The sequence below is a fragment of the Enterobacter sp. 22466 genome (genome assembly GCF_052044775.1).
Taxonomy (GTDB): Bacteria; Pseudomonadota; Gammaproteobacteria; order Enterobacterales; family Enterobacteriaceae; genus Enterobacter; species Enterobacter dissolvens.
Genome location: NZ_JBQENX010000002.1, coordinates 419562 through 440916, shown reverse-complemented (window position 1 = coordinate 440916; position 21355 = coordinate 419562). Strand labels below are relative to the sequence as shown.

16 protein-coding genes are annotated in these 21355 nt (G+C 57.3%); 13 read left to right on the top strand and 3 right to left on the bottom strand.

Annotation, left to right across the window (positions count from 1 at the left end; translation table 11 throughout):
- Window positions 1-8 precede the first annotated feature (8 nt).
- The 8 genes from ACTJJI_RS08670 (at window position 9) to trhP (ending at window position 12930) form a co-directional block, all read left to right on the top strand.
- Window positions 9-1211, top strand: a complete 1203-nt coding sequence (locus tag ACTJJI_RS08670; protein ID WP_440653626.1) for an MdtA/MuxA family multidrug efflux RND transporter periplasmic adaptor subunit — start codon at window positions 9-11, stop codon at window positions 1209-1211.
- The gene (locus ACTJJI_RS08665; RefSeq protein WP_440653624.1) at window positions 1211-4333 is read left to right on the top strand and encodes an MdtB/MuxB family multidrug efflux RND transporter permease subunit; all 3123 of its coding nucleotides are present in this window, start codon (window positions 1211-1213) and stop codon (window positions 4331-4333) included. Before ACTJJI_RS08670 ends, ACTJJI_RS08665 begins: the two co-directional genes overlap by 1 nt.
- Window positions 4334-7411 carry a multidrug efflux RND transporter permease subunit MdtC gene (mdtC, locus tag ACTJJI_RS08660; protein ID WP_440653622.1) on the top strand — a complete coding sequence of 1026 codons (3078 nt, stop codon included), beginning with the start codon at window positions 4334-4336 and terminating at the stop codon, window positions 7409-7411. It begins immediately after the preceding gene.
- Entirely contained in the window at window positions 7412-8827 is a 1416-nt protein-coding gene (locus ACTJJI_RS08655; RefSeq protein WP_440653620.1) for an MFS transporter, read from the top strand.
- Window positions 8824-10227 carry a two-component system sensor histidine kinase BaeS gene (gene baeS, locus ACTJJI_RS08650; RefSeq protein ID WP_050860275.1) on the top strand — a complete coding sequence of 468 codons (1404 nt, stop codon included), beginning with the start codon at window positions 8824-8826 and terminating at the stop codon, window positions 10225-10227. Before ACTJJI_RS08655 ends, baeS begins: the two co-directional genes overlap by 4 nt.
- Window positions 10224-10946: a two-component system response regulator BaeR gene (gene baeR / locus ACTJJI_RS08645; protein ID WP_014832636.1), complete on the top strand. Its 723-nt coding sequence runs from the start codon at window positions 10224-10226 to the stop codon at window positions 10944-10946. Before baeS ends, baeR begins: the two co-directional genes overlap by 4 nt.
- Window positions 10947-11081: 135 nt before the next feature.
- Window positions 11082-11414: a YegP family protein gene (locus tag ACTJJI_RS08640; RefSeq protein ID WP_014832637.1), complete on the top strand. Its 333-nt coding sequence runs from the start codon at window positions 11082-11084 to the stop codon at window positions 11412-11414.
- 154 nt (window positions 11415-11568) lie between these two features.
- Entirely contained in the window at window positions 11569-12930 is a 1362-nt protein-coding gene (gene trhP / locus ACTJJI_RS08635) for a prephenate-dependent tRNA uridine(34) hydroxylase TrhP (RefSeq protein WP_046888342.1), read from the top strand.
- Between the two features lie 423 nt (window positions 12931-13353).
- Here the strand turns inward: trhP and ACTJJI_RS08630 are convergent, their stop codons facing one another.
- The gene (locus ACTJJI_RS08630) at window positions 13354-13782 is read right to left on the bottom strand and encodes a WapI family immunity protein (RefSeq protein WP_229764288.1); all 429 of its coding nucleotides are present in this window, start codon (window positions 13780-13782) and stop codon (window positions 13354-13356) included.
- Window positions 13783-14348: 566 nt separating this feature from the next.
- Between ACTJJI_RS08630 and ACTJJI_RS08625 the strand changes: the two genes are divergently transcribed.
- Entirely contained in the window at window positions 14349-14963 is a 615-nt protein-coding gene (locus ACTJJI_RS08625) for a hypothetical protein (RefSeq protein ID WP_083020994.1), read from the top strand.
- Window positions 14964-15114: 151 nt separating this feature from the next.
- Window positions 15115-16014: a lipid kinase YegS gene (yegS, locus tag ACTJJI_RS08620; RefSeq protein WP_050860278.1), complete on the top strand. Its 900-nt coding sequence runs from the start codon at window positions 15115-15117 to the stop codon at window positions 16012-16014.
- A 77-nt stretch (window positions 16015-16091) separates the two neighbouring features.
- Here the strand turns inward: yegS and fbaB are convergent, their stop codons facing one another.
- Window positions 16092-17144, bottom strand: coding sequence for a class I fructose-bisphosphate aldolase (fbaB, locus tag ACTJJI_RS08615; protein WP_008500869.1), 1053 nt, complete (start codon window positions 17142-17144; stop codon window positions 16092-16094).
- Between the two features lie 252 nt (window positions 17145-17396).
- Here fbaB and ACTJJI_RS08610 point away from each other — a divergent pair, with 252 nt between their 5' ends.
- Genes ACTJJI_RS08610 through ACTJJI_RS08600 form a run of 3 tightly spaced genes read left to right on the top strand, consistent with a single transcriptional unit; the run spans window position 17397 to window position 20625 of the window.
- Window positions 17397-18674, top strand: coding sequence for a nucleoside permease (locus tag ACTJJI_RS08610; RefSeq protein WP_014832643.1), 1278 nt, complete (start codon window positions 17397-17399; stop codon window positions 18672-18674).
- Window positions 18671-19675 carry an ADP-ribosylglycohydrolase family protein gene (locus tag ACTJJI_RS08605; RefSeq protein ID WP_083020992.1) on the top strand — a complete coding sequence of 335 codons (1005 nt, stop codon included), beginning with the start codon at window positions 18671-18673 and terminating at the stop codon, window positions 19673-19675. The genes ACTJJI_RS08610 and ACTJJI_RS08605 overlap by 4 nt, the downstream gene beginning before the upstream one ends.
- Window positions 19672-20625, top strand: a complete 954-nt coding sequence (locus ACTJJI_RS08600) for a PfkB family carbohydrate kinase (RefSeq protein WP_014832645.1) — start codon at window positions 19672-19674, stop codon at window positions 20623-20625. Before ACTJJI_RS08605 ends, ACTJJI_RS08600 begins: the two co-directional genes overlap by 4 nt.
- On the opposite strand, the gene ACTJJI_RS08595 is transcribed toward ACTJJI_RS08600, so the two are convergent.
- Window positions 20599-21345 carry a GntR family transcriptional regulator gene (locus ACTJJI_RS08595; RefSeq protein ID WP_014832646.1) on the bottom strand — a complete coding sequence of 249 codons (747 nt, stop codon included), beginning with the start codon at window positions 21343-21345 and terminating at the stop codon, window positions 20599-20601. The two genes, ACTJJI_RS08600 and ACTJJI_RS08595, sit on opposite strands and share 27 nt — an antisense overlap.
- Between the last annotated feature and the right edge of the window lie 10 nt (window positions 21346-21355).

The window sequence follows — 21355 nt, the reverse complement described above, 5'->3', positions numbered from 1 at the left end:
GTATAACGATGAAAGGCAGTCATAAATCCCGCTGGGCAATCGCCGCAGGTATCAGTGTGGTGGTCTTTGCCGCCGCCTGGTACTGGCACAATCAATCTGCAACGTCTTCTGCTCCGGCAGGCGCCAGCAGTCAGCCGCAACGCCCTGCGGGCGGGGGGCGCCACGGTATGCGCGGCGGCGCGCTGGCACCGGTTCAGGCAGCTACCGCGGTGAATAAAGCCGTTCCGCGCTATCTCACCGGTCTCGGGACCATTACCGCCGCTAACACCGTCACGGTACGCAGCCGCGTCGACGGTCAGCTCATGGCGATCCACTTCCAGGAAGGTCAGCAGGTGAAAGCTGGCGATTTACTGGCCGAGATCGACCCAAGCCAGTTCAAAGTCGCCCTCGCCCAGGCTCAGGGACAGCTGGCGAAAGACAAAGCCACGCTCGCTAACGCCCGGCGCGATCTGGCGCGCTACCAGCAGCTGGTGAAAACCAACCTGGTCTCTCGTCAGGAGCTGGACACGCAGCAGTCGCTGGTCAGCGAAACGCAGGGCACCATCAAAGCTGACGAAGCCGCGGTGGCCAGTGCGCAGCTGCAGCTGGACTGGAGCCGCATCACCGCGCCGATTGACGGGCGCGTTGGCCTCAAGCAGGTCGATATCGGCAACCAGATCTCAAGCGGTGACACTACGGGCATCGTGGTGATCACCCAGACCCACCCGATTGATTTAGTCTTTACTCTGCCGGAAAGCGAAATTGCGACGGTGGTGCAGGCGCAGAAAGCCGGAAAGGGGCTGGTGGTGGAAGCCTGGGACCGTACCAACAAGCAGAAGTTGAGCGAAGGTTCTTTGCTTAGCCTGGATAACCAGATCGACACCACCACCGGCACCATCAAGCTGAAGGCGCGCTTTAACAACCAGGATGACGCCCTCTTCCCGAACCAGTTTGTGAATGCGCGCATGCTGGTGGCGACCGAAGAGAACGCGGTGGTGATCCCCACCGCTGCGCTGCAGATGGGTAACGAAGGCAACTTCGTCTGGGTGCTCAACAGCGACAATAAAGTCAGCAAGCACCTGGTGAAAACCGGGATTCAGGACAGCCAGACGGTGGTGATCAGCGCAGGCCTTTCCGCAGGCGACCGCGTGGTCACCGACGGCATTGACCGTCTGACCGAAGGGGCCAAAGTCGAAGTGGTTGAACCTGCGAAACAGGGAGCGAATTCCTGATGCAGGTGATGCCCCCAGGCTCTACAGGTGGGCCATCACGCCTGTTTATTCTGCGCCCTGTTGCCACCACGCTGCTGATGGTGGCGATCCTGCTCGCCGGGATTATTGGCTATCGCTTCCTGCCCGTCTCGGCGCTGCCGGAAGTGGATTATCCCACCATTCAGGTCGTTACCCTCTATCCTGGCGCCAGCCCGGATGTGGTGACCTCCGCCATCACCGCCCCGCTGGAGCGCCAGTTTGGTCAGATGTCGGGCCTGAAACAGATGTCCTCGCAAAGTTCCGGCGGTGCATCGGTGGTAACGCTGCAGTTCCAGCTCTCGCTGTCGCTGGACGTGGCCGAGCAGGAGGTGCAGGCTGCGATCAACGCCGCCACCAACCTGCTGCCGTCAGACCTGCCTAACCCGCCGGTTTACAGCAAAGTGAACCCGGCGGATCCGCCGATCATGACTCTTGCCGTGACCTCTTCCGCCATGCCGATGACCCAGGTGGAAGACATGGTCGAAACCCGCGTGGCGCAGAAAATTTCCCAGGTCTCCGGCGTCGGGCTGGTGACGCTGGCGGGCGGGCAACGCCCGGCGGTGCGCGTGAAGCTTAATGCGCAGGCTATCGCTGCGCTGGGGTTGACCAGCGAAACCATCCGCACCGCCATCAGCAATGCCAACGTCAATTCGGCAAAAGGCTCGCTGGATGGTCCAACCCGTGCCGTGACGCTCTCTGCCAACGACCAGATGCAGTCCGCCGATGAGTACCGTCAGCTGATTATCGCCTACCAGAACGGCGCGCCGGTGCGTCTGGGTGACGTCGCCACCGTTGAACAAGGCGCGGAAAACAGCTGGCTGGGTGCGTGGGCCAACAAACAGCAGGCGATTGTGATGAACGTGCAGCGCCAGCCGGGCGCCAACATCATTGAAACCGCCGACAGCATTCGCACCATGCTCCCGCAGCTTATCGACAGCCTGCCCAAATCGGTCACTGTGAAGGTGCTTTCCGACCGAACCACCAACATTCGCGCATCGGTCACCGACACCCAGTTTGAGCTGATGCTGGCGATTGCGCTGGTGGTGATGATCATTTATCTGTTCCTGCGCAACGTCCCGGCAACCATTATTCCCGCCGTTGCCGTGCCGCTCTCGCTGGTGGGGACATTTGCCGTGATGGTGTTCCTCGATTTTTCGATCAACAACCTGACGCTGATGGCGCTCACCATCGCCACCGGCTTCGTGGTGGATGATGCCATCGTCGTGATCGAGAACATCTCGCGTTATATCGAGAAAGGTGAAAAACCGCTGGCCGCTGCGCTGAAAGGAGCGGGCGAGATCGGATTTACCATTATCTCGCTGACCTTCTCGCTGATTGCGGTGCTGATCCCGCTGCTGTTTATGGGCGATATCGTCGGACGACTGTTCCGTGAATTCGCCGTCACGCTGGCGGTCGCCATTCTGATCTCTGCCGTGGTGTCGCTAACCCTGACGCCGATGATGTGCGCCCGCATGCTGAGCCATGAATCCCTGCGCAAGCAAAACCGCTTCTCCCGCGCCTCTGAGCGGATGTTCGAGCGGATTATTGCCGCCTACGGTCGCATGCTGGCGAAAGTCCTCAACCACCCGTGGGCGACGCTCGGCGTGGCGCTCGGCACGCTGGCGCTTAGCGTCATGCTGTGGATCGTTATCCCGAAAGGCTTCTTCCCGATCCAGGACAACGGCATTATTCAGGGCACGCTTCAGGCGCCCCAGTCGGTCTCCTTCGCCAGCATGGCGCAGCGTCAGCAGCAGGTGTCTGAGATCATCATGAAAGATCCGGCGGTAGAAAGCCTGACCGCGTACGTAGGGGTCGATGGCACCAACCCGTCACTCAACAGTGCGCGTCTGCAGATCAACCTTAAGCCGCTGGGTGACCGCGACGATCGGGTCAACGCCGTCATTGAGCGACTGCAAACTGCCGTGGCGCGCGTGCCGGGCATTGAACTTTACCTGCAGCCGATTCAGGATTTGACCATCGATACCCAGGTCAGCCGCACGCAATACCAGTTCACGCTCCAGGCCACCAGCCTTGACGCGCTGAGCACGTGGGTGCCGCAACTGGTTAACAAACTCAAGGCGCTGCCGCAGCTTTCTGACGTCAGCAGCGACTGGCAGGACAAAGGGCTGGCGGCGTATGTTAACGTCAATCGCGATACCGCCAGCCGTCTGGGTATCACCATGTCCGACGTGGATAACGCGCTCTATAACGCCTTCGGCCAGCGCCTTATCTCCACCATTTATACCCAGGCGAATCAGTATCGCGTGGTGCTGGAACACAACACCGACAACACGCCCGGCCTGGCCGCGCTGGACTCGGTGCGCCTGACCAGCAAAGACGGCGGCATTGTGCCGTTAAGCGCCATTGCCAGCGTGGAGGAGCGCTATACGCCGCTGTCGATTAACCATCTCGATCAGTTCCCGTCCACCACCATCTCGTTCAACGTACCGGACAACTATTCGCTGGGCGAAGCAGTCGAGGCCATTCTGGGCGCGGAGAAAGAACTTAACTTCCCGTCCGATATTCAGACCCAGTTCCAGGGCAGCACCCTGGCGTTCCAGGCTGCGTTGGGCAATACCATCTGGCTGATCGTGGCTGCCGTGGTGGCGATGTACATCGTCCTCGGGGTGCTGTACGAAAGCTTTATTCACCCGATCACCATCCTCTCTACCCTGCCGACCGCCGGGGTGGGTGCGCTACTGGCCCTGATGCTGGCGGGCAGCGAACTGGACGTCATCGCGATTATCGGCATCATCCTGCTTATCGGGATTGTGAAGAAAAACGCCATCATGATGATCGATTTCGCCCTTGCCGCCGAGCGTGAACAGGGCATGTCGCCGCGTGACGCCATTTTCCAGGCGTGCCTGCTGCGTTTTCGTCCAATCCTGATGACCACGCTCGCCGCCCTGTTAGGTGCGTTGCCGCTGATGCTCAGCACTGGTGTCGGTGCGGAGCTGCGTCGTCCGCTGGGTATCGGCATGGTCGGCGGTCTGCTGGTGAGCCAGGTACTGACGCTGTTCACCACGCCGGTCATTTATCTGCTGTTTGACCAGTTGGCTCTGTGGACCAAAAGCCGCTTCCCGAAACGTGAAGAGGAGGCGTAAGTGAAGTTTTTCGCCCTCTTCATTTACCGCCCGGTGGCGACGATTTTAATCTCGCTCGCCATTACGCTGTGCGGCGTGCTGGGCTTTCGCCTGCTGCCGGTGGCCCCCCTGCCGCAGGTGGATTTTCCGGTGATCATGGTCAGCGCATCGCTGCCGGGCGCGTCGCCGGAAACGATGGCCTCGTCGGTTGCCACGCCACTGGAACGCTCGCTCGGGCGGATTGCGGGAGTCAACGAGATGACCTCCAGCAGTTCGCTGGGCAGCACGCGCATCATTCTGGAATTTAGCTTTGACCGGGATATTAACGGTGCGGCGCGTGACGTGCAGGCGGCGATCAACGCCGCGCAAAGCCTGCTGCCGAGCGGGATGCCGAGCCGCCCGACCTACCGTAAAGCCAACCCGTCCGACGCGCCGATCATGATCCTGACGCTGACCTCAGACACCTACTCGCAGGGGCAGCTCTACGACTTTGCTTCAACCCAGCTGGCACAAACCATTGCCCAGATTGACGGCGTGGGGGATGTGAGCGTCGGCGGCAGCTCCCTGCCCGCCGTGCGCGTCGGCCTGAATCCGGAGGCGCTGTTTAACCAGGGCGTGTCGCTGGACGATGTGCGCTCCGCCATCAGCAGCGCCAACGTGCGCAGGCCGCAGGGGGCGATAGAGAACACCAGCCACCGCTGGCAGATCCAGACCAACGACGAACTCAAAACCGCAGCGGAATATCAGCCGCTCATCATCCACTATAATAACGGCGCGGCGGTGCGCTTAAGCGACGTGGCCAGCGTCACCGACTCGGTGCAGGACGTGCGCAACGCCGGGATGACCAACGCCAAACCGGCCATTTTGCTGATGATCCGCAAGCTGCCGGAAGCCAATATTATCGAAACGGTAAACAGCATTCGCGCGCGTCTGCCGGAGTTGCAGGAGACCATCCCGGCCGCCATTGATTTGCAGATTGCTCAGGATCGTTCGCCGACCATTCGAGCCTCGCTTGAAGAGGTGGAACAAACGCTGGTGATCTCCGTGGCACTGGTGATCCTGGTGGTATTCCTGTTCCTGCGCTCCGGACGGGCAACGCTGATCCCGGCGGTGGCCGTGCCGGTATCGCTGATCGGTACTTTTGCCGCCATGTACCTGTGCGGCTTTAGCCTCAACAACCTGTCGCTGATGGCGCTGACCATCGCCACCGGTTTTGTGGTGGATGACGCCATCGTGGTGCTGGAGAATATTTCCCGCCACCTGGAAGCGGGCGTGAAGCCGCTGCAGGCGGCGCTGCAAGGGACGCGCGAGGTCGGTTTTACCGTGCTCTCCATGAGCCTGTCGCTGGTGGCGGTATTCCTGCCGCTGCTGCTGATGGGCGGGCTGCCGGGCAGATTACTGCGCGAGTTTGCCGTCACGCTCTCCGTGGCGATAGGTATCTCGCTGGTTATCTCGCTCACGCTCACGCCGATGATGTGCGGCTGGATGCTCAAGCGCAGCAAACCACATTCGCAGCCGCGTCGCAAAGGGTTTGGCCGTTTCCTGATGGCAATGCAGGAAGGGTACGGTAAGTCCCTGAAGTGGGTGCTCAACCATACGCGGATTGTCGGTCTGGTGCTTATCAGCACCATTGTGCTCAACGTCTGGCTGTATATCTCCATCCCGAAAACCTTCTTCCCGGAACAGGACACCGGGGTACTGATGGGCGGCATCCAGGCTGACCAGAGTATTTCCTTCCAGGCGATGCGCGGCAAGCTGCAGGATTTTATGAAGATCATCCGCGAAGACAAGGCAGTGGATAACGTCACCGGCTTTACCGGCGGGTCACGCGTGAACAGCGGGATGATGTTTATCACCCTTAAGCCGCGCGGCGAGCGCAATGAAACGGCGCAGCAGGTGATAGACCGGCTGCGAATGAAGCTCGCCAAAGAGCCAGGCGCCAACCTGTTTTTGATGGCCGTTCAGGATATCCGCGTGGGCGGGCGTCAGGCGAACGCCAGCTACCAGTACACCCTGCTCTCTGACGATCTGGCCGCGCTGCGCGAGTGGGAGCCGAAGATCCGTAAAGCGCTGGCCGCCCTGCCGCAGCTCGCGGACGTGAACTCAGACCAACAGGACAACGGGGCAGAAATGGCGTTGACCTACGATCGTGAAACCATGTCACGGCTGGGCATTAACGTAGAAGCCGCCAACAGCCTGCTGAATAACGCCTTTGGTCAGCGCGAGATTTCCACCATCTATCAGCCAATGAATCAGTACAAGGTGGTGATGGAAGTGGACCCGCGCTATACCCAGGACATCAGCGCGCTGGATAAAATGTTTGTGATCAACAACGACGGTAAGGCGATCCCGCTCTCTTACTTCGCCAGCTGGCGGCCTGCCAATGCACCGCTCTCGGTTAACCATCAGGGGCTGTCGGCAGCGTCCACGATCTCCTTTAACCTGCCCACCGGCTCGTCGCTTTCCGAGGCCAGCGAGGCCATTAACCGTGCCATGACCCAGCTCGGCGTGCCCTCGACCGTGCGCGGCAGTTTTGCCGGGACCGCGCAGGTCTTCCAGGAGACGATGAACTCGCAGGTGATTTTGATTCTGGCGGCCATTGCCACGGTCTACATCGTGCTTGGCGTACTGTATGAGAGCTACGTCCATCCGCTGACCATTCTCTCGACGCTACCGTCAGCAGGCGTGGGGGCGCTGCTGGCGCTGGAGCTGTTTGGCGCGCCGTTTAGCCTCATCGCCTTAATCGGGATCATGCTGTTAATCGGTATTGTGAAGAAAAACGCCATCATGATGGTGGACTTTGCGCTGGAGGCTCAGCGTAACGGAAACCTGACGCCAGAAGAGGCAATCTTCCAGGCCTGCCTGCTGCGTTTTCGCCCGATTATGATGACCACGCTGGCGGCGCTGTTTGGCGCGCTGCCGCTGGTGATCTCCGGTGGCGATGGTTCAGAGCTGCGCCAGCCGCTGGGGATCACTATCGTCGGTGGGCTGGTGATGAGCCAGCTGCTGACGCTCTACACCACGCCGGTGGTCTATCTGTTCTTTGACCGCCTGCGGCTGCGTTTTTCACGTAAAAACAAAACCACGGTGACCGGGTAAATGACTGATCTTCCCAGTAACGTTCGCTGGCAATTATGGATAGTAGCCTTCGGCTTCTTTATGCAGTCGCTGGATACGACCATCGTCAACACCGCCCTCCCCTCAATGGCAAAAAGCCTGGGGGAGAGCCCGCTGCACATGCACATGGTGATTGTCTCCTACGTACTGACGGTTGCCGTGATGCTCCCTGCCAGCGGATGGCTGGCGGACAAAGTGGGAGTGCGGAATATCTTCTTCAGCGCCATCGTGCTGTTTACCGTGGGGTCGCTGTTTTGCGCAATGGCGAATACGCTGGATCAGCTGGTGATGGCGCGCGTTCTGCAGGGCGTCGGTGGGGCCATGATGGTGCCTGTCGGACGGCTGACGGTGATGAAGATAGTGCCACGCGAGCAGTATATGGCGGCAATGACCTTTGTGACCTTACCAGGCCAGGTGGGCCCTCTGCTGGGCCCGGCGCTGGGCGGGATCCTCGTGGAGTATGCCTCGTGGCACTGGATTTTTCTCATTAACCTGCCGGTGGGCATTATTGGCGCTATCGCCACCCTGGCGCTGATGCCCAACTACACCCTGCAGACGCGGCGCTTTGATGTCCTCGGTTTTCTGTTGCTCGCCACCGGTATGGCGACGTTGACCCTCGCCCTCGACGGGCAAAAAGGGCTGGGGATTTCGTCCCTGACGCTGGCCGTTATGGCCGTCATCGGGGTGAGCGCTATTCTGTGGTATCTGTGGCACGCCAGAGGAAATGAGCGCGCGCTGTTCAGCCTGACACTGTTTGAAAATTCCTCCTACCGTCTTGGGCTGCTCGGCAGCTTTGCGGGACGCGTCGGCAGTGGCATGCTGCCGTTTATGACGCCCGTCTTCCTGCAAATTGGTATGGGCTTTTCACCGTTTCACGCGGGGCTGATGATGATCCCGATGGTGCTGGGCAGCATGGGAATGAAGCGCATTGTGGTGCAGGTAGTCAACCGCTTTGGCTATCGCCACGTGCTGGTGGCCGCGACGCTGGGGCTGGCACTGGTCAGCCTGCTGTTTATGACTGTAGCGCTGATGGGCTGGTACTACGCCCTGCCGCTGGTGCTGTTCTGCCAGGGCATTATTAACTCCATGCGCTTCTCCTCAATGAATACCCTGACGCTGAAAGACCTGCCGGATGAACTGGCAAGCAGCGGCAACAGTCTGCTGTCGATGATCATGCAGCTCTCCATGAGCGTGGGGGTCACCCTTGCCGGTTTACTGCTCGGCATGTACGGTCAGCACCATCTCAGCATCGACACGCCGGTGGCGCATCAGGTCTTTTTATACACGTATCTCAGCATGGCGGTTATCATCGCCCTGCCCGCTTTCATCTTCGCCTGCGTGCCGGATGATACCAGCAAGAACGTCGTGATTAGGCGCGGCAAAAGGAGAGGCTCATGAAATTCTGGCGTCCGGGTATTACCGGCAAGCTTTTTGTGGCGATATTTGCCACCTGTATCGTTCTGCTGGTTACCATGCACTGGGCGGTGCGGATCAGCTTTGAGCGCGGCTTTATTGATTACATCAAACACGGCAACGAGCAGCGCCTGCAGGGGCTGAGCGATGCGCTAAGCGAACAGTATGCCCTGCACGGGAACTGGCGTTTTTTACGCAACAACGATCGTTTTATTTTCCAGATCCTGCGTTCGCTGGAGCACGATAGCGGCGAAGATCGTCCCGGCCCGGGCATGCCACCGCACGGCTGGCGCACTCAGTTCTGGGTGATTGACCAGGATATGCGCACGCTGGTTGGCCCGCGTTCACCCATCCCGCCGGACGGCACCCGGCGGGCGATCAAAGTCAATAACGCCACCGTTGGCTGGGTTATCGCCTCCCCGGTGGAGCGGCTGACGCGCAACACCGATATCAACTTTGACCGCCAGCAGCGCCGGACAAGCTGGCTGATTGTCGCCCTCTCCACCCTGCTGGCCGCGCTTGCCACCTTCCCGCTGGCGCGGGGTCTGCTCGCCCCGGTGAAACGGCTGGTGGAGGGCACGCATAAACTGGCCGCCGGGGATTTTTCCACCCGCGTGGACACCCGCAGCCAGGATGAACTGGGCAAGCTGGCACAGGATTTTAACCAGCTCGCCAGTACGCTGGAGAAAAACCAGCAGATGCGCCGCGATTTTATGGCCGATATTTCGCACGAGCTGCGCACCCCGCTGGCGGTGCTGCGCGGCGAACTGGAGGCCATTCAGGACGGCGTGCGCCAGTTTACGCCCGAATCGGTAGCCTCCCTGCAGGCGGAAGTGGGTACGCTGACCAAACTGGTGGACGATCTGCACCAGCTCTCCATGTCAGACGAAGGGGCGCTGGCCTACCAGAAAGCACCGGTGGATGTGATCAACATTCTGGAGGTGATCAGCGGGGCTTTCCGCGAACGTTTTGCCAGCCGCAACCTGACCATTGATCTCTCCCTGCCGGACAGTGCGGTGGTGTTTGGCGATAAAGATCGTCTGATGCAGCTCTTCAACAATCTGCTGGAAAACAGCCTGCGCTACACCGACAGCGGCGGCGGACTGCACATCTCCGGCAAACAGGAAAACGGCCGCTTCGCCCTCACCTTTGCCGACTCCGCTCCTGGCGTGCAGGATGCGCAGCTGGAAAAACTGTTTGAACGTTTTTATCGCACCGAAGGCTCACGCAACCGCGCCAGCGGCGGCTCCGGGCTGGGGCTGGCGATTTGCGTTAATATCGTCGAGGCGCATAATGGCACCCTCCGTGCCGCCCATTCGCCTTTTGGCGGGGTTAGCATTACAGTAGAGTTACCGCTGGAACGGGATTTATCGAGAGAAGCATGACCGAATTACCGATTGACGAAAACACGCCACGCATTCTGATTGTGGAAGACGAGCCTAAGCTTGGGCAGTTACTGATCGACTATTTACGAGCAGCCAGTTACGCCCCGTCGCTTATCAGCCATGGCGATCAGGTGTTGCCGTACGTGCGCCAGACGCCGCCGGATCTGATCCTGCTGGATTTGATGCTCCCCGGCACCGACGGCCTGACCCTGTGCCGGGAAATTCGTCGCTTCTCCGACGTGCCGATTGTCATGGTGACGGCAAAAATCGAAGAAATCGACCGCCTGCTGGGCCTCGAAATTGGCGCGGACGATTACATCTGCAAACCCTACAGCCCGCGTGAAGTCGTCGCCCGCGTGAAAACCATTCTTCGCCGCTGTAAACCGCAGCGCGAACTGCAGATGCTGGACGCCGAAAGCCCGCTGATTGTCGACGAGAGCCGCTTCCAGGCAAGCTGGCGCAGCAAGCTTCTGGATCTCACGCCTGCTGAGTTCCGCCTGCTGAAGACCCTTTCCCACGAACCGGGGAAAGTCTTCTCTCGCGAGCAGTTGTTGAACCACCTGTATGACGATTACCGCGTGGTGACTGACCGCACCATCGACAGCCACATCAAAAACCTGCGCCGCAAGCTGGAAGCGCTCGACGCCGAACAGTCATTTATTCGCGCGGTGTATGGTGTGGGGTATCGATGGGAAGCGGATGCGTGCAGGATTGCGTGACGCCCCACCTCTGAAACCCGCCACCAGGCGGGTTTTTCTTTTCTGGAATCAATTCAGGAATCAACCATACTCTTTTTACCGGTTCGTTTACTTATAACTGGTACGGATAAGTTAACTGTCGATCAAGGAGTGCCTATGTCTGGTTGGTTCGAATTAAACAAGAGCAGTGATGGTCAATTCAGGTTTGTGCTGAAAGCGGGAAACGGAGAGATTATTCTCACCAGTGAGCTTTACACCAGTAAAAGCGCCGCTGAGAACGGTATTGCTTCCGTACGCACGAACAGCCCGCAGGATGAGCGTTACGAAAAGAAAACCGCCTCTAACGGTAAGTTCCATTTCAATCTTAAGGCGGGCAACCATCAGGTGATTGGCAGCAGCCAGCTGTATGCGACCGAACAATCGCGTGATAAGGGCATCGCCTCAGTCAAAACCAACGGTTCTACCCAGACGGTAAAAGACAATACCTGACAACCCGAAGCACGCCGGGTGAGCGGTGACGCGACCCGGCGCTTTACCTCCCCGTCACGCAGCGCTACAATGCCCGCCCTTAAAGTGGGGGATCTCCCCTTACCGCTGCACCTGGTGCACGCGGATCTGACCTGTCATCAGAACGAGAACAAACATGTTTAAACCGGAACTCCTTTCCCCGGCGGGAACGCTGCAAAATATGCGTTACGCTTTCGCTTATGGTGCCGACGCCGTCTATGCGGGCCAGCCTCGCTACTCGCTGCGCGTGCGCAACAACGAATTCAACCATGAGAACCTGCAGCTCGGCATCAACGAAGCGCATGCCCTGGGCAAAAAATTCTACGTGGTGGTGAACATCGCGCCGCATAACGCCAAGCTGAAAACATTCATCCGTGACCTGAAGCCGGTGGTGGATATGGGGCCGGATGCGCTGATCATGTCGGACCCGGGTTTAATCATGCTGGTTCGGGAGAACTTCCCGGAGATGGATATTCACCTCTCCGTGCAGGCTAACGCCGTGAACTGGGCGACGGTGAAGTTCTGGAAACAGATGGGGCTGACCCGCGTCATTCTGTCGCGTGAACTGTCCCTCGACGAGATTGAAGAGATCCGCACCCAGGTGCCGGATATGGAAATCGAAATTTTTGTTCACGGTGCGCTGTGCATGGCCTACTCCGGGCGTTGCCTGCTCTCCGGTTACATCAACAAGCGCGACCCGAACCAGGGCACCTGCACCAACGCCTGCCGCTGGGAATATAACGTCCAGGAAGGCAAAGAGGACGACATCGGGAATATCGTCCACAAGCATGAGCCGATCCCGGTCACTCACGTAGAGCCTACGCTGGGCATCGGCGCGCCAACCGACAGCGTGTTTATGATTGAAGAGGCCAAACGTCCGGGCGAGTACATGACCGCCTTTGAAGACGAGCATGGCACGTACATCATGAACTCAAAAGATCTGCGCGCCGTCGCCCACGTTGAACGTCTGACCCAGATGGGCGTGCACTCCCTGAAAATTGAAGGCCGCACCAAATCCTATTACTACTGCGCGCGTACCGCACAGGTGTACCGCAAAGCGATTGACGACGCGGCAGCCGGTAAACCGTTCGACACCAGCCTGCTGGAAACCCTGGAAGGCCTGGCACACCGCGGCTACACAGAAGGTTTCCTGCGACGTCATACCCATGACGACTACCAGAACTACGAGCACGGCTACTCCGTGTCCGAACGTCAGCAGTTTGTCGGCGATTTTACCGGCGAGCGCAAAGGTGCGCTGGCCGCCGTGGCGGTGAAAAACAAGTTCACCAAAGGCGACAGCCTGGAGCTGATGACCCCGCAGGGCAACATGAACTTCACGCTGGAACACCTGGAGAACGGCAAAGGCGAAGCGATTGAGGTTGCGCCGGGCAATGGCCATACCGTCTGGCTGCCGGTACCGGAAGAGGTGGAGCTGGAATTCGCCCTGCTGATGCGCAATTTCAACGGTGAAAGCACCCGAAATCCGCATAGTAAATAGTCAACCAGGGAAATTTTTTCATGCCGGGAAAATTCTTAGAATCGGATCACATACCGCTTCGTTCAATACGGGTATTATCCCCAGCGCTGAAAAACATAACCCATAAATGCTAGCTGTACCAGGAACCACCTCCTTAGCCCGCGTAATCTCCCTTACGTGGGCTTATTTTTTCGCTTTAATAAAATGAAATAAAAGGATTTGTTTCTGGTCACGCTCACCCAATACCCACATCGATATAAGACCGCATGAGCACTGAGAGAGCCCCGAACCGCACCAGCGACGGAGCAGGCTGGCAAACATGGGAATTAAGACGAATGCAAACTCATGCAACCGATGCATGCGCGACTTAAAACGGGAAAATTGCGAAAAATGGCATAAAAAAACCGGCACTTTGAATGCCGGTCTTATGGCTTCATTCAGGCGTCAGTTCTGCCATGAAATGATGTCGTCCAGACCTGAGAGCAGGTCTGGCAAATAGCTTTCATCAATATCGAAGGAATCCTCAAGCGTAATACTGTCAGCATGGTTTTCAGGCTTCAGTACCATGCTGACGCCAACAGCTCCGGCAAAATGTGCCTGATGAAACTTAAGCACAACCTGCTCAAATGCCGAGGTTAAATTAATATCCTTAAATTTCGCCCCTGTTTTTAAGGCCTGATGGAAGCCATGGATATCATGCCTGAACTGCTCTAACTGACCGACAAAAAACTCTGCAGCAAACGCCGTTTTTAAGGCAGGGATTGAGAATTCAACCCATACCATAATACGGCTATAAGCTGGCTCCTCGGGCTCAGTCAGCCTTTCATAAGGCGTTAATTTAAGGTGTCTGTCACCGCTTGTGATATCTATCATGATCCCTCCTTACGGCATGTACTGAAAATGCATGATAGTCCAGTCAGTTTCTCTGACCAAAACCTCAAGACGATAAGACTTATAAATATAAGTGCCTTTATTTTGCCTGTCTTCCACAAGCTTATACATACGCGCTTCGTACCGGAAAAGCCCAGGCTTTTTAGTGGGTCTGGTGTTCTGGTACCATAACGAATGGCCTTTTCCTGAATCTGTAAAGGCACATAACGACCTGGGGTCAGCATAATGGACGTTTTTACTTCAATCTACCTTTCTTAACTCTGGTTTTATCGACTTAGAAGCTAACGCCTCGCGGGGCCCATTGTTCAACACCATCAGCGATGAAAGAGAGTTTTCAGCACCGGGGCGTTTGCTATCGTCGACGTGGCGGAGGAATCATTGCAGTTGCTCTTAGCATGAGTTGTTAAACACCATTTCAAACTCCTCAGCCTTTGTTGGAAGCGCTATCTCAGGTAATATCAGGAATCCGCAGAATGTTGCACAAACGGGTAAATATGTTTTCGGTTTAATTCAGTCTTTTTCATTTACAGGAAGTTATTAACCCAGCCATGATGAAATACATTAAGAATAGCCTTGCATTAAGTGCTGTGGTTAAAAGTAAAATGGCGACCGATGATCTCCATCAGCTTGAGTCATTAAAAGAAGAGTTAAAAGCGCAGTTTGGCGTTCCTGTGGGTGTACATATGACAGGAATTCCTTTGGCATTGAGTACCTTACTTGCTATTTTTTGCTACGCCATGCTGCAGGTTTCCCTCTGGTTGATGCTGTTTCGCTGGCTTGAATTGCCAGAGTTTAAAGTCATGATGGGAGTATTCAGTGCAGCAAGTGTGTATTGTCTGGCAGTGATGAGCACGATGTTTATGACGACACGGGGTTCTTTGTCTGGATATAAACTGCATATTTTTGTCATTACGCTGACAGGCTTGATGAGCATCGTTTATTTCCTCTCGACATGGATTTTGCTTTTATTCGGCCCCGTTGACAATTACACGCCGCAAATAACCTCTTTATTGGGTCTGGGATTTTTCTGTCTGAATATCAGGTGGATGAATACATCGATTTTTTACCGTTCCATTGCGCTAACGCTACATAACCGTGTCTGGCGTAAGCAGTTGAAAATTGAGGCAAAGCAAATGTCAGGCTCAAACGGTAACCGCAAGTGACAGGAGCATGCTATGTAAGCGCTACAGGCTTCGTTTGGCGGTATAACGGCCCCGCTTACGCGGTCTTATTTTTCCCTTTCATCCAGTTCTTACCCGCTTTTTTCCTCACTGCTATACACTCTTACTAACGCTAAAAAAGGGAGCAGCGAGGATGGCAACCTATCCAGACAGTTTATTGATTCTCAATGGTAAAAGTGCAGGCAACGATCTGCTGCGTCAGGCAATCACTGATTTGCGGGAAGACGGGGCGCGGATCCATGTACGGGTCACGTGGGAAAAAGGCGACGCGGCACGGTATATCCATGAAGGCCTGACGTTGGGCGTCGAAACCATTATCTCCGGCGGCGGCGACGGCACCATCAATGAGATCGCCTCTGCGCTTGTCGACCTGCCCACCGAAGACCGTCCGGTGATGGGCATTTTACCGCTCGGTACCGCCAATGATTTTGCCACCAGCGCCGGCATTCCGGAGGAGTTGAGTAAAGCCCTGCAACTGGCGATCCTCGGCAAAGCTACCGCCGTGGACATTGCGCAGGTGAATGACAAAACCTGCTTTATCAACATGGCGACGGGCGGGTTCGGCACGCGGATCACCAGCGAAACGCCGGAAAAACTCAAAGCGGCGCTGGGCGGTGTCTCTTATCTGATCCACGGTCTGATGCGCATGGACACCCTCAAGCCTGACCGCTGCGAAATTCGCGGCGAGGATTTCCAGTGGCAGGGCGACGCGCTGGTGATTGGCATTGGCAACGGTCGTCAGGCAGGCGGCGGGCAGCAGCTGTGCCCGGAGGCGCTAATTAATGACGGTCAGCTTCAGTTGCGCATTTTCACCGGCGACGGACTGCTGCCTGCACTATTCACCACGCTGACGCAACCGGAAGAGAGTCCAAATATCATCGCCGGGAAATCGGCATGGTTTGAGGTGAATGCCCCACACGGTATGACGTTTAACCTTGATGGTGAACCGCTGAGCGGGACGCAGTTCCGCATTGAGGTGTTGCCCGGTGCGCTGCAGTGCCGATTACCGCCGGATTGCGTGCTTCTGCGCTAATCCCCTCACCCCAGCCCTCTCCCAAAGGGAGAGGGGGCCGTCTGTGCAGGCATTATGCCCACCGGGAGAGGGAGTACTCAGGCGATCGTCACTTTGCTGTCCAGATAGACATCCTGAACCGCATTGATCAGCTTCACGCCGTCAGCCATTGATTTCTTAAACGCCTTACGGCCGAGGATCAGCCCCATACCGCCTGCGCGTTTGTTGATAACCGCCGTGCGTACCGCGTCAGACAGGTCAGTATCTCCACCCGCCGCACCGCCGGAGTTAATCAGCCCGGCGCGTCCCATGTAGCAGTTCGCCAGCTGGTAGCGCACCAGGTCGATCGGGTTATCGCTGGTCAGTTTGCTGTAGACACGGTCATCGGTATAACCGAAGTTCACCGCCTTATAGCCGCCGTTATTCTCGGCCATTTTCTGCTTCACGATGTCAGCACCAATGGTTGCGGCCAGGTGGTTCGCCTGACCGGTCAGGTCAGCTGAGACGTGGTAATCCACCCCGTCTTTTTTGAACGCGGAGTTACGCAGATACGCCCACAGCACGGTCACCATCCCGAGCTCATGGGCGCGTTCAAAGGCGGCGGAAATCTCTTCAATCTGACGACGGGATTGCTCAGAGCCGAAGTAGATCGTCGCCCCAACCGCTACTGCGCCCATATTGAACGCCTGCTCCACGCTGGCGTAGAGGGTCTGGTCATATTCGGTTGGGTAGCTGAGAGTCTCGTTGTGGTTCAGTTTGACGAGGAAAGGGATGCGGTGGGCATAACGCCGTGAAACAGACGCCAGCACGCCATAGGTAGAGGCCACACAGTTACAGCCCGCTTCAATCGCCAGCTCAACAATGTTCTTCGGATCAAAGTAGAGCGGATTGGCTGCAAAGGAGGCGCCTGCCGAGTGCTCAACGCCCTGGTCAACCGGCAGAATCGAGAGATACCCGGTACCGCCCAGCCGCCCGGTGTTATAGAGCGTCTGCATATTTCGCAGCACGGCCGGTGGACGGTTGTTATCCACCATCACGCGATCAACGTAGTCGTGGCCGGGCAGATAAAGCTGGTCGGCTGGAATGGTCATACAACGATGCTGTAAAAGGCTGTCGGCGTCTTTGCCAAGCAACTGCGCAATATCAGTCATAGCGATGCTCCCGTAATTCCGACGTCATGTCGGTGAGTGTTTATCCAGACCCACATTTTTATGGGCAGACTAAGCCTGGTACCGACTTAACAGATTTTCCAGCATTTGCATTTTTTTTCAGCACAATCTGCTGGCTCGATTCGTGTACAACAAAACTGTTACATTGATCAAACAATCACCACAAAGGTATTTTAAAGGTATTATTGAATGGTATGTTAAAGGCGTACTCTCACTGACATGCAGGATTAAACAATGAAAACGAAAGTCCAACTGTCATTCATGATGTTTGTTGAATGGTTTATCTGGGGAGCGTGGTTTGTGCCGCTGTGGCTATGGCTGAGCAAAAGCGGCTTTACCGCCGGGGAGATTGGCTGGTCCTACGCCTGTACGGCCATTGCGGCGATCCTGTCGCCTATTCTCGTCGGCTCGCTAACCGACCGCTTCTTTGCCGCCCAGAAAGTGCTGGCGGTGCTGATGTTTGCCGGTGCCATTCTGATGTACTTCGCCGCACAGCAAACCCAGTTCAGCACCTTCTTCCCGCTGTTGCTGGCCTACTCCCTCACCTATATGCCCACCATTGCGCTGACCAACAGTATTGCCTTCGCCAACGTCGATGACGTGGAAGCCGATTTCCCGCGTATTCGCGTGATGGGCACTATCGGTTGGATCGCCTCCGGTCTGGCATGTGGGTTCCTGCCGCAGATGCTGGGCTATAGCGATATCTCTGATACCAATATTCCGCTGCTGATGACCGCAGCCAGTTCCGCCCTGCTGGGCGTGTTTGCTCTGTTCCTGCCGAATACGCCGCCGAAAAGTACCGGCAAACTGGATTTCAAAGTGATGCTCGGTCTGGACGCGCTGATCCTGCTGCGCGACAAAAACTTCCTGGTGTTCTTCTTCTGCTCTTTCCTGTTCGCGATGCCGCTGGCCTTCTACTACATCTTCGCCAACGGTTATCTCACCGAGGTGGGGATGAAAAACGCCACCGGCTGGATGACGCTCGGCCAGTTCTCGGAAATTTTCTTTATGCTGGCGCTGCCGTTCTTCACTAAACGCTTTGGTATTAAGAAGGTCTTACTGCTGGGCCTGCTCACGGCCGCCATCCGCTACGGCTTCTTTGTTTACGGCGGAGCGGAACAGTACTTCACCTATGCGTTGCTGTTCCTCGGCATTCTGCTGCACGGGGTGAGCTACGACTTCTACTATGTAACCGCGTATATCTACGTGGATAAAAAAGCGCCGGTGCATATGCGCACCGCCGCACAAGGCCTGATTACGCTGTGCTGTCAGGGTTTTGGTAGCCTGCTGGGTTACCGCCTGGGCGGCGTGATGATGGAAAAAATGTTCGCTTACAAAGAGCCGGTGAATGGACTGACCTTCAACTGGGCCGGAATGTGGACATTCGGGGCGATCATGATTGCCGTGATTGCCGTGCTGTTTATGCTGTTTTTCCGCGAATCGGACAAAGAGATCACCGCAATTGAGGTGGTTGATGGCGATGCTGCGCTGACACAAGGGGAAGTTAAATGAAACAAGAACGTATTCTCGGTGCTCTTTACGGGCAGGCGTTAGGTGATGCGATGGGGATGCCCTCCGAGCTGTGGCCGAGAAAGCGCGTCAAAGCGCACTTCGGCTGGATCGACCGCTTCTTACCCGGCCCGGCAGAGAATAACGCGGCCTGCTATTTCAAGCGCGCGGAGTTCACCGATGATACCTCGATGGCGCTGTGCCTGGCCGATGCGATTATCGAATGCGACGGGGAGATTGACGCGGATGTCATCGGCAAACATATCCTGAACTGGGCGCTGGATTTCGATGCCTTTAATAAAAACGTGCTGGGGCCCACCTCAAAAATCGCGCTGAACGCCATCCGCGACGGCAAACCCGTCAGCGAACTGGACAACAACGGCGTGACCAACGGGGCGGCGATGCGGGCTTCCCCGCTGGGCTGCCTGCTACCGGCGACGCGGCTGGAACATTTTGTCGGGCAGGTCGCGCTGGCCTCCAGCCCGACGCATAAATCGGACCTCGCCATCGCCGGGGCCGTGGTGATTGCCTGGGCAGTTTCGCGCGCCATCGACGGTGAGCGCTGGCAGAACATCGTCGATGCCCTGCCCGGCATTGCCCGCTATGCACAGGAGGCGAAAACCACCACCTTTAGCGCCTCGCTGGCGGCACGTATCGAGCTGGCGCTTAAGACCGTGCGGGAAGCCCATGGCGTCGACTCCGCCAGCGAGCAGATTTATCAGCTCATTGGTGCGGGCACCAGCACCATCGAATCCGTTCCGGCGGCGATTGCGATGGTGGAGCTGGCCGGTACGGATCCGAACCGCTGCGCAATTTTGTGCGCCAACCTCGGCGGTGATACGGACACCATCGGAGCGATGGCAACGGCCATCTGCGGGGCACTGCACGGCGTGCAGGCGATTGACCCGGCGCTGAAGGATGAACTCGACACCGTAAACCGGCTCAATTTTGACCACTACTGCGAAAAACTGCTGCACTACCGGGAGCAAAGGGAGGGCGTATGAGTACGTTAGCCCAACGTCTTGAAACATTACAGGCCACACGCCCGGTTACGGTGCTGGGCGCGGCGGTGATCGACGTGATCGCCGACGCGTACGCCCTGCCCTGGCGCGGGTGCGACATCGAGCTGAAACAACAGGGGGTGAATATCGGCGGCTGTGCGCTGAATATTGCCATCGCCCTGAAGCGGCTCGGCATTGCGGCGCAAAACGCCCTGCCCGTCGGCCACGGCGTATGGGCGGAGATCATCCGTAACGCCATGGCGAGGCAGGATCTGCACAGCGCCGTGGAGGCCGAAGCAGGCGATAACGGCTGGTGTCTGGCGCTGGTAGAGCCTGACGGCGAACGCACCTTTATGTCGTTCAGCGGCGTGGAGAACCAGTGGCAGCCGCACTGGCTGGATGGGCTGAATGTCCCGCCGGGTAGCCTGGTATATCTGTCCGGCTATCAGCTGGCATCGCCATCGGGTGAACTGCTCACACGCTGGCTGGAATCGCTGGAAAATGTCACCGCGTTTATCGATTTTGGCCCCCGCATTGCCGATATTCCCGACGCGCTGATGGCGCGGATCATGGCCCTGAAACCCATCGTGTCACTCAATCGTCAGGAGGCGCAGATTGCCGCTGAGCGCGCTGGCATGGACGTTGATACCTTAGGCGTGCAGTGGCAGCACCGTTATGACGCCGCGCTGATTATTCGCCACGACAAAGATGGCGCAGCCTGGTATGAAGGCGACGCATCAGGTTATGTTCCCGCGTTTCCCGCCACCGTCGTCGATACCATTGGCGCAGGCGACAGCCATGCGGGCGGTACGCTTGCCGGTCTGGCGGCAGGATGGCGTCTGGCGGATGCCGTAACGCTGGGGAATGCCGTGGCGGCCTGGGTGGTCAGCCACCGCGGCGGGGATTGCGCGCCGACGCGCGAGGCATTACTCCTCGCACACAAAGACGTATAGGTCGCTGCGACAGTAGCTGATGCTGTACTCAATCGGCCGGTGCTGCTGGTCAAGCGCAACCTGCTTGATCACCAGTACCGGTATTTTGTCATCCATACTAATATGCGCCTGAAACTCGCTGTCCGGCATCCGGGCGCTGACCCGGGAGCGGGTGCGTTGCGGAAAGATATTCTGACTACGGAAGTAGTCGTAGAGCGAGATACCAATGGCATCCGGGTCGTGAATTAACTCAACCGGAACCCAGGACTCCTCAATCGACACCGCGTCATCGTCAACGTAACGAATGCGCTTAAGCAAGAATACCTCGCTGTCCGGGGGGACCGACAGCTGGCTGGCCACCTCTTCCGGACACTTCACCACCCGTTTATTCACCCATAGCGTGTTAGGTTTTTTACCGCGCAGCACCACCTGCTGGGAAAACCCGCGCGCTTCCTTGAGCGAATATTCAAAGATGTTGTTGATCTGTGTCCCGTAACCCCGGGCACGCGTTACCACGCCCTCTTCTTCCAGCGCCTGCATCGCTTTGCGCACGGTAATGCGCGACACCCCGGTTAACTGGCTCAGATCGCGCTCGCCGGGCAGAATATTGCCGTGCTCCAGCATCCCGCTGCGTACCGCGTTTTTTACCGTTTCGGCAAATTTCAGATACAGCGGCATGTTGTCGGGCGCGGCGATCCGTTCATTCAGTTGAGCGATTAACCGGGTATGCGCTTGTTCCATCTCTGTTTTC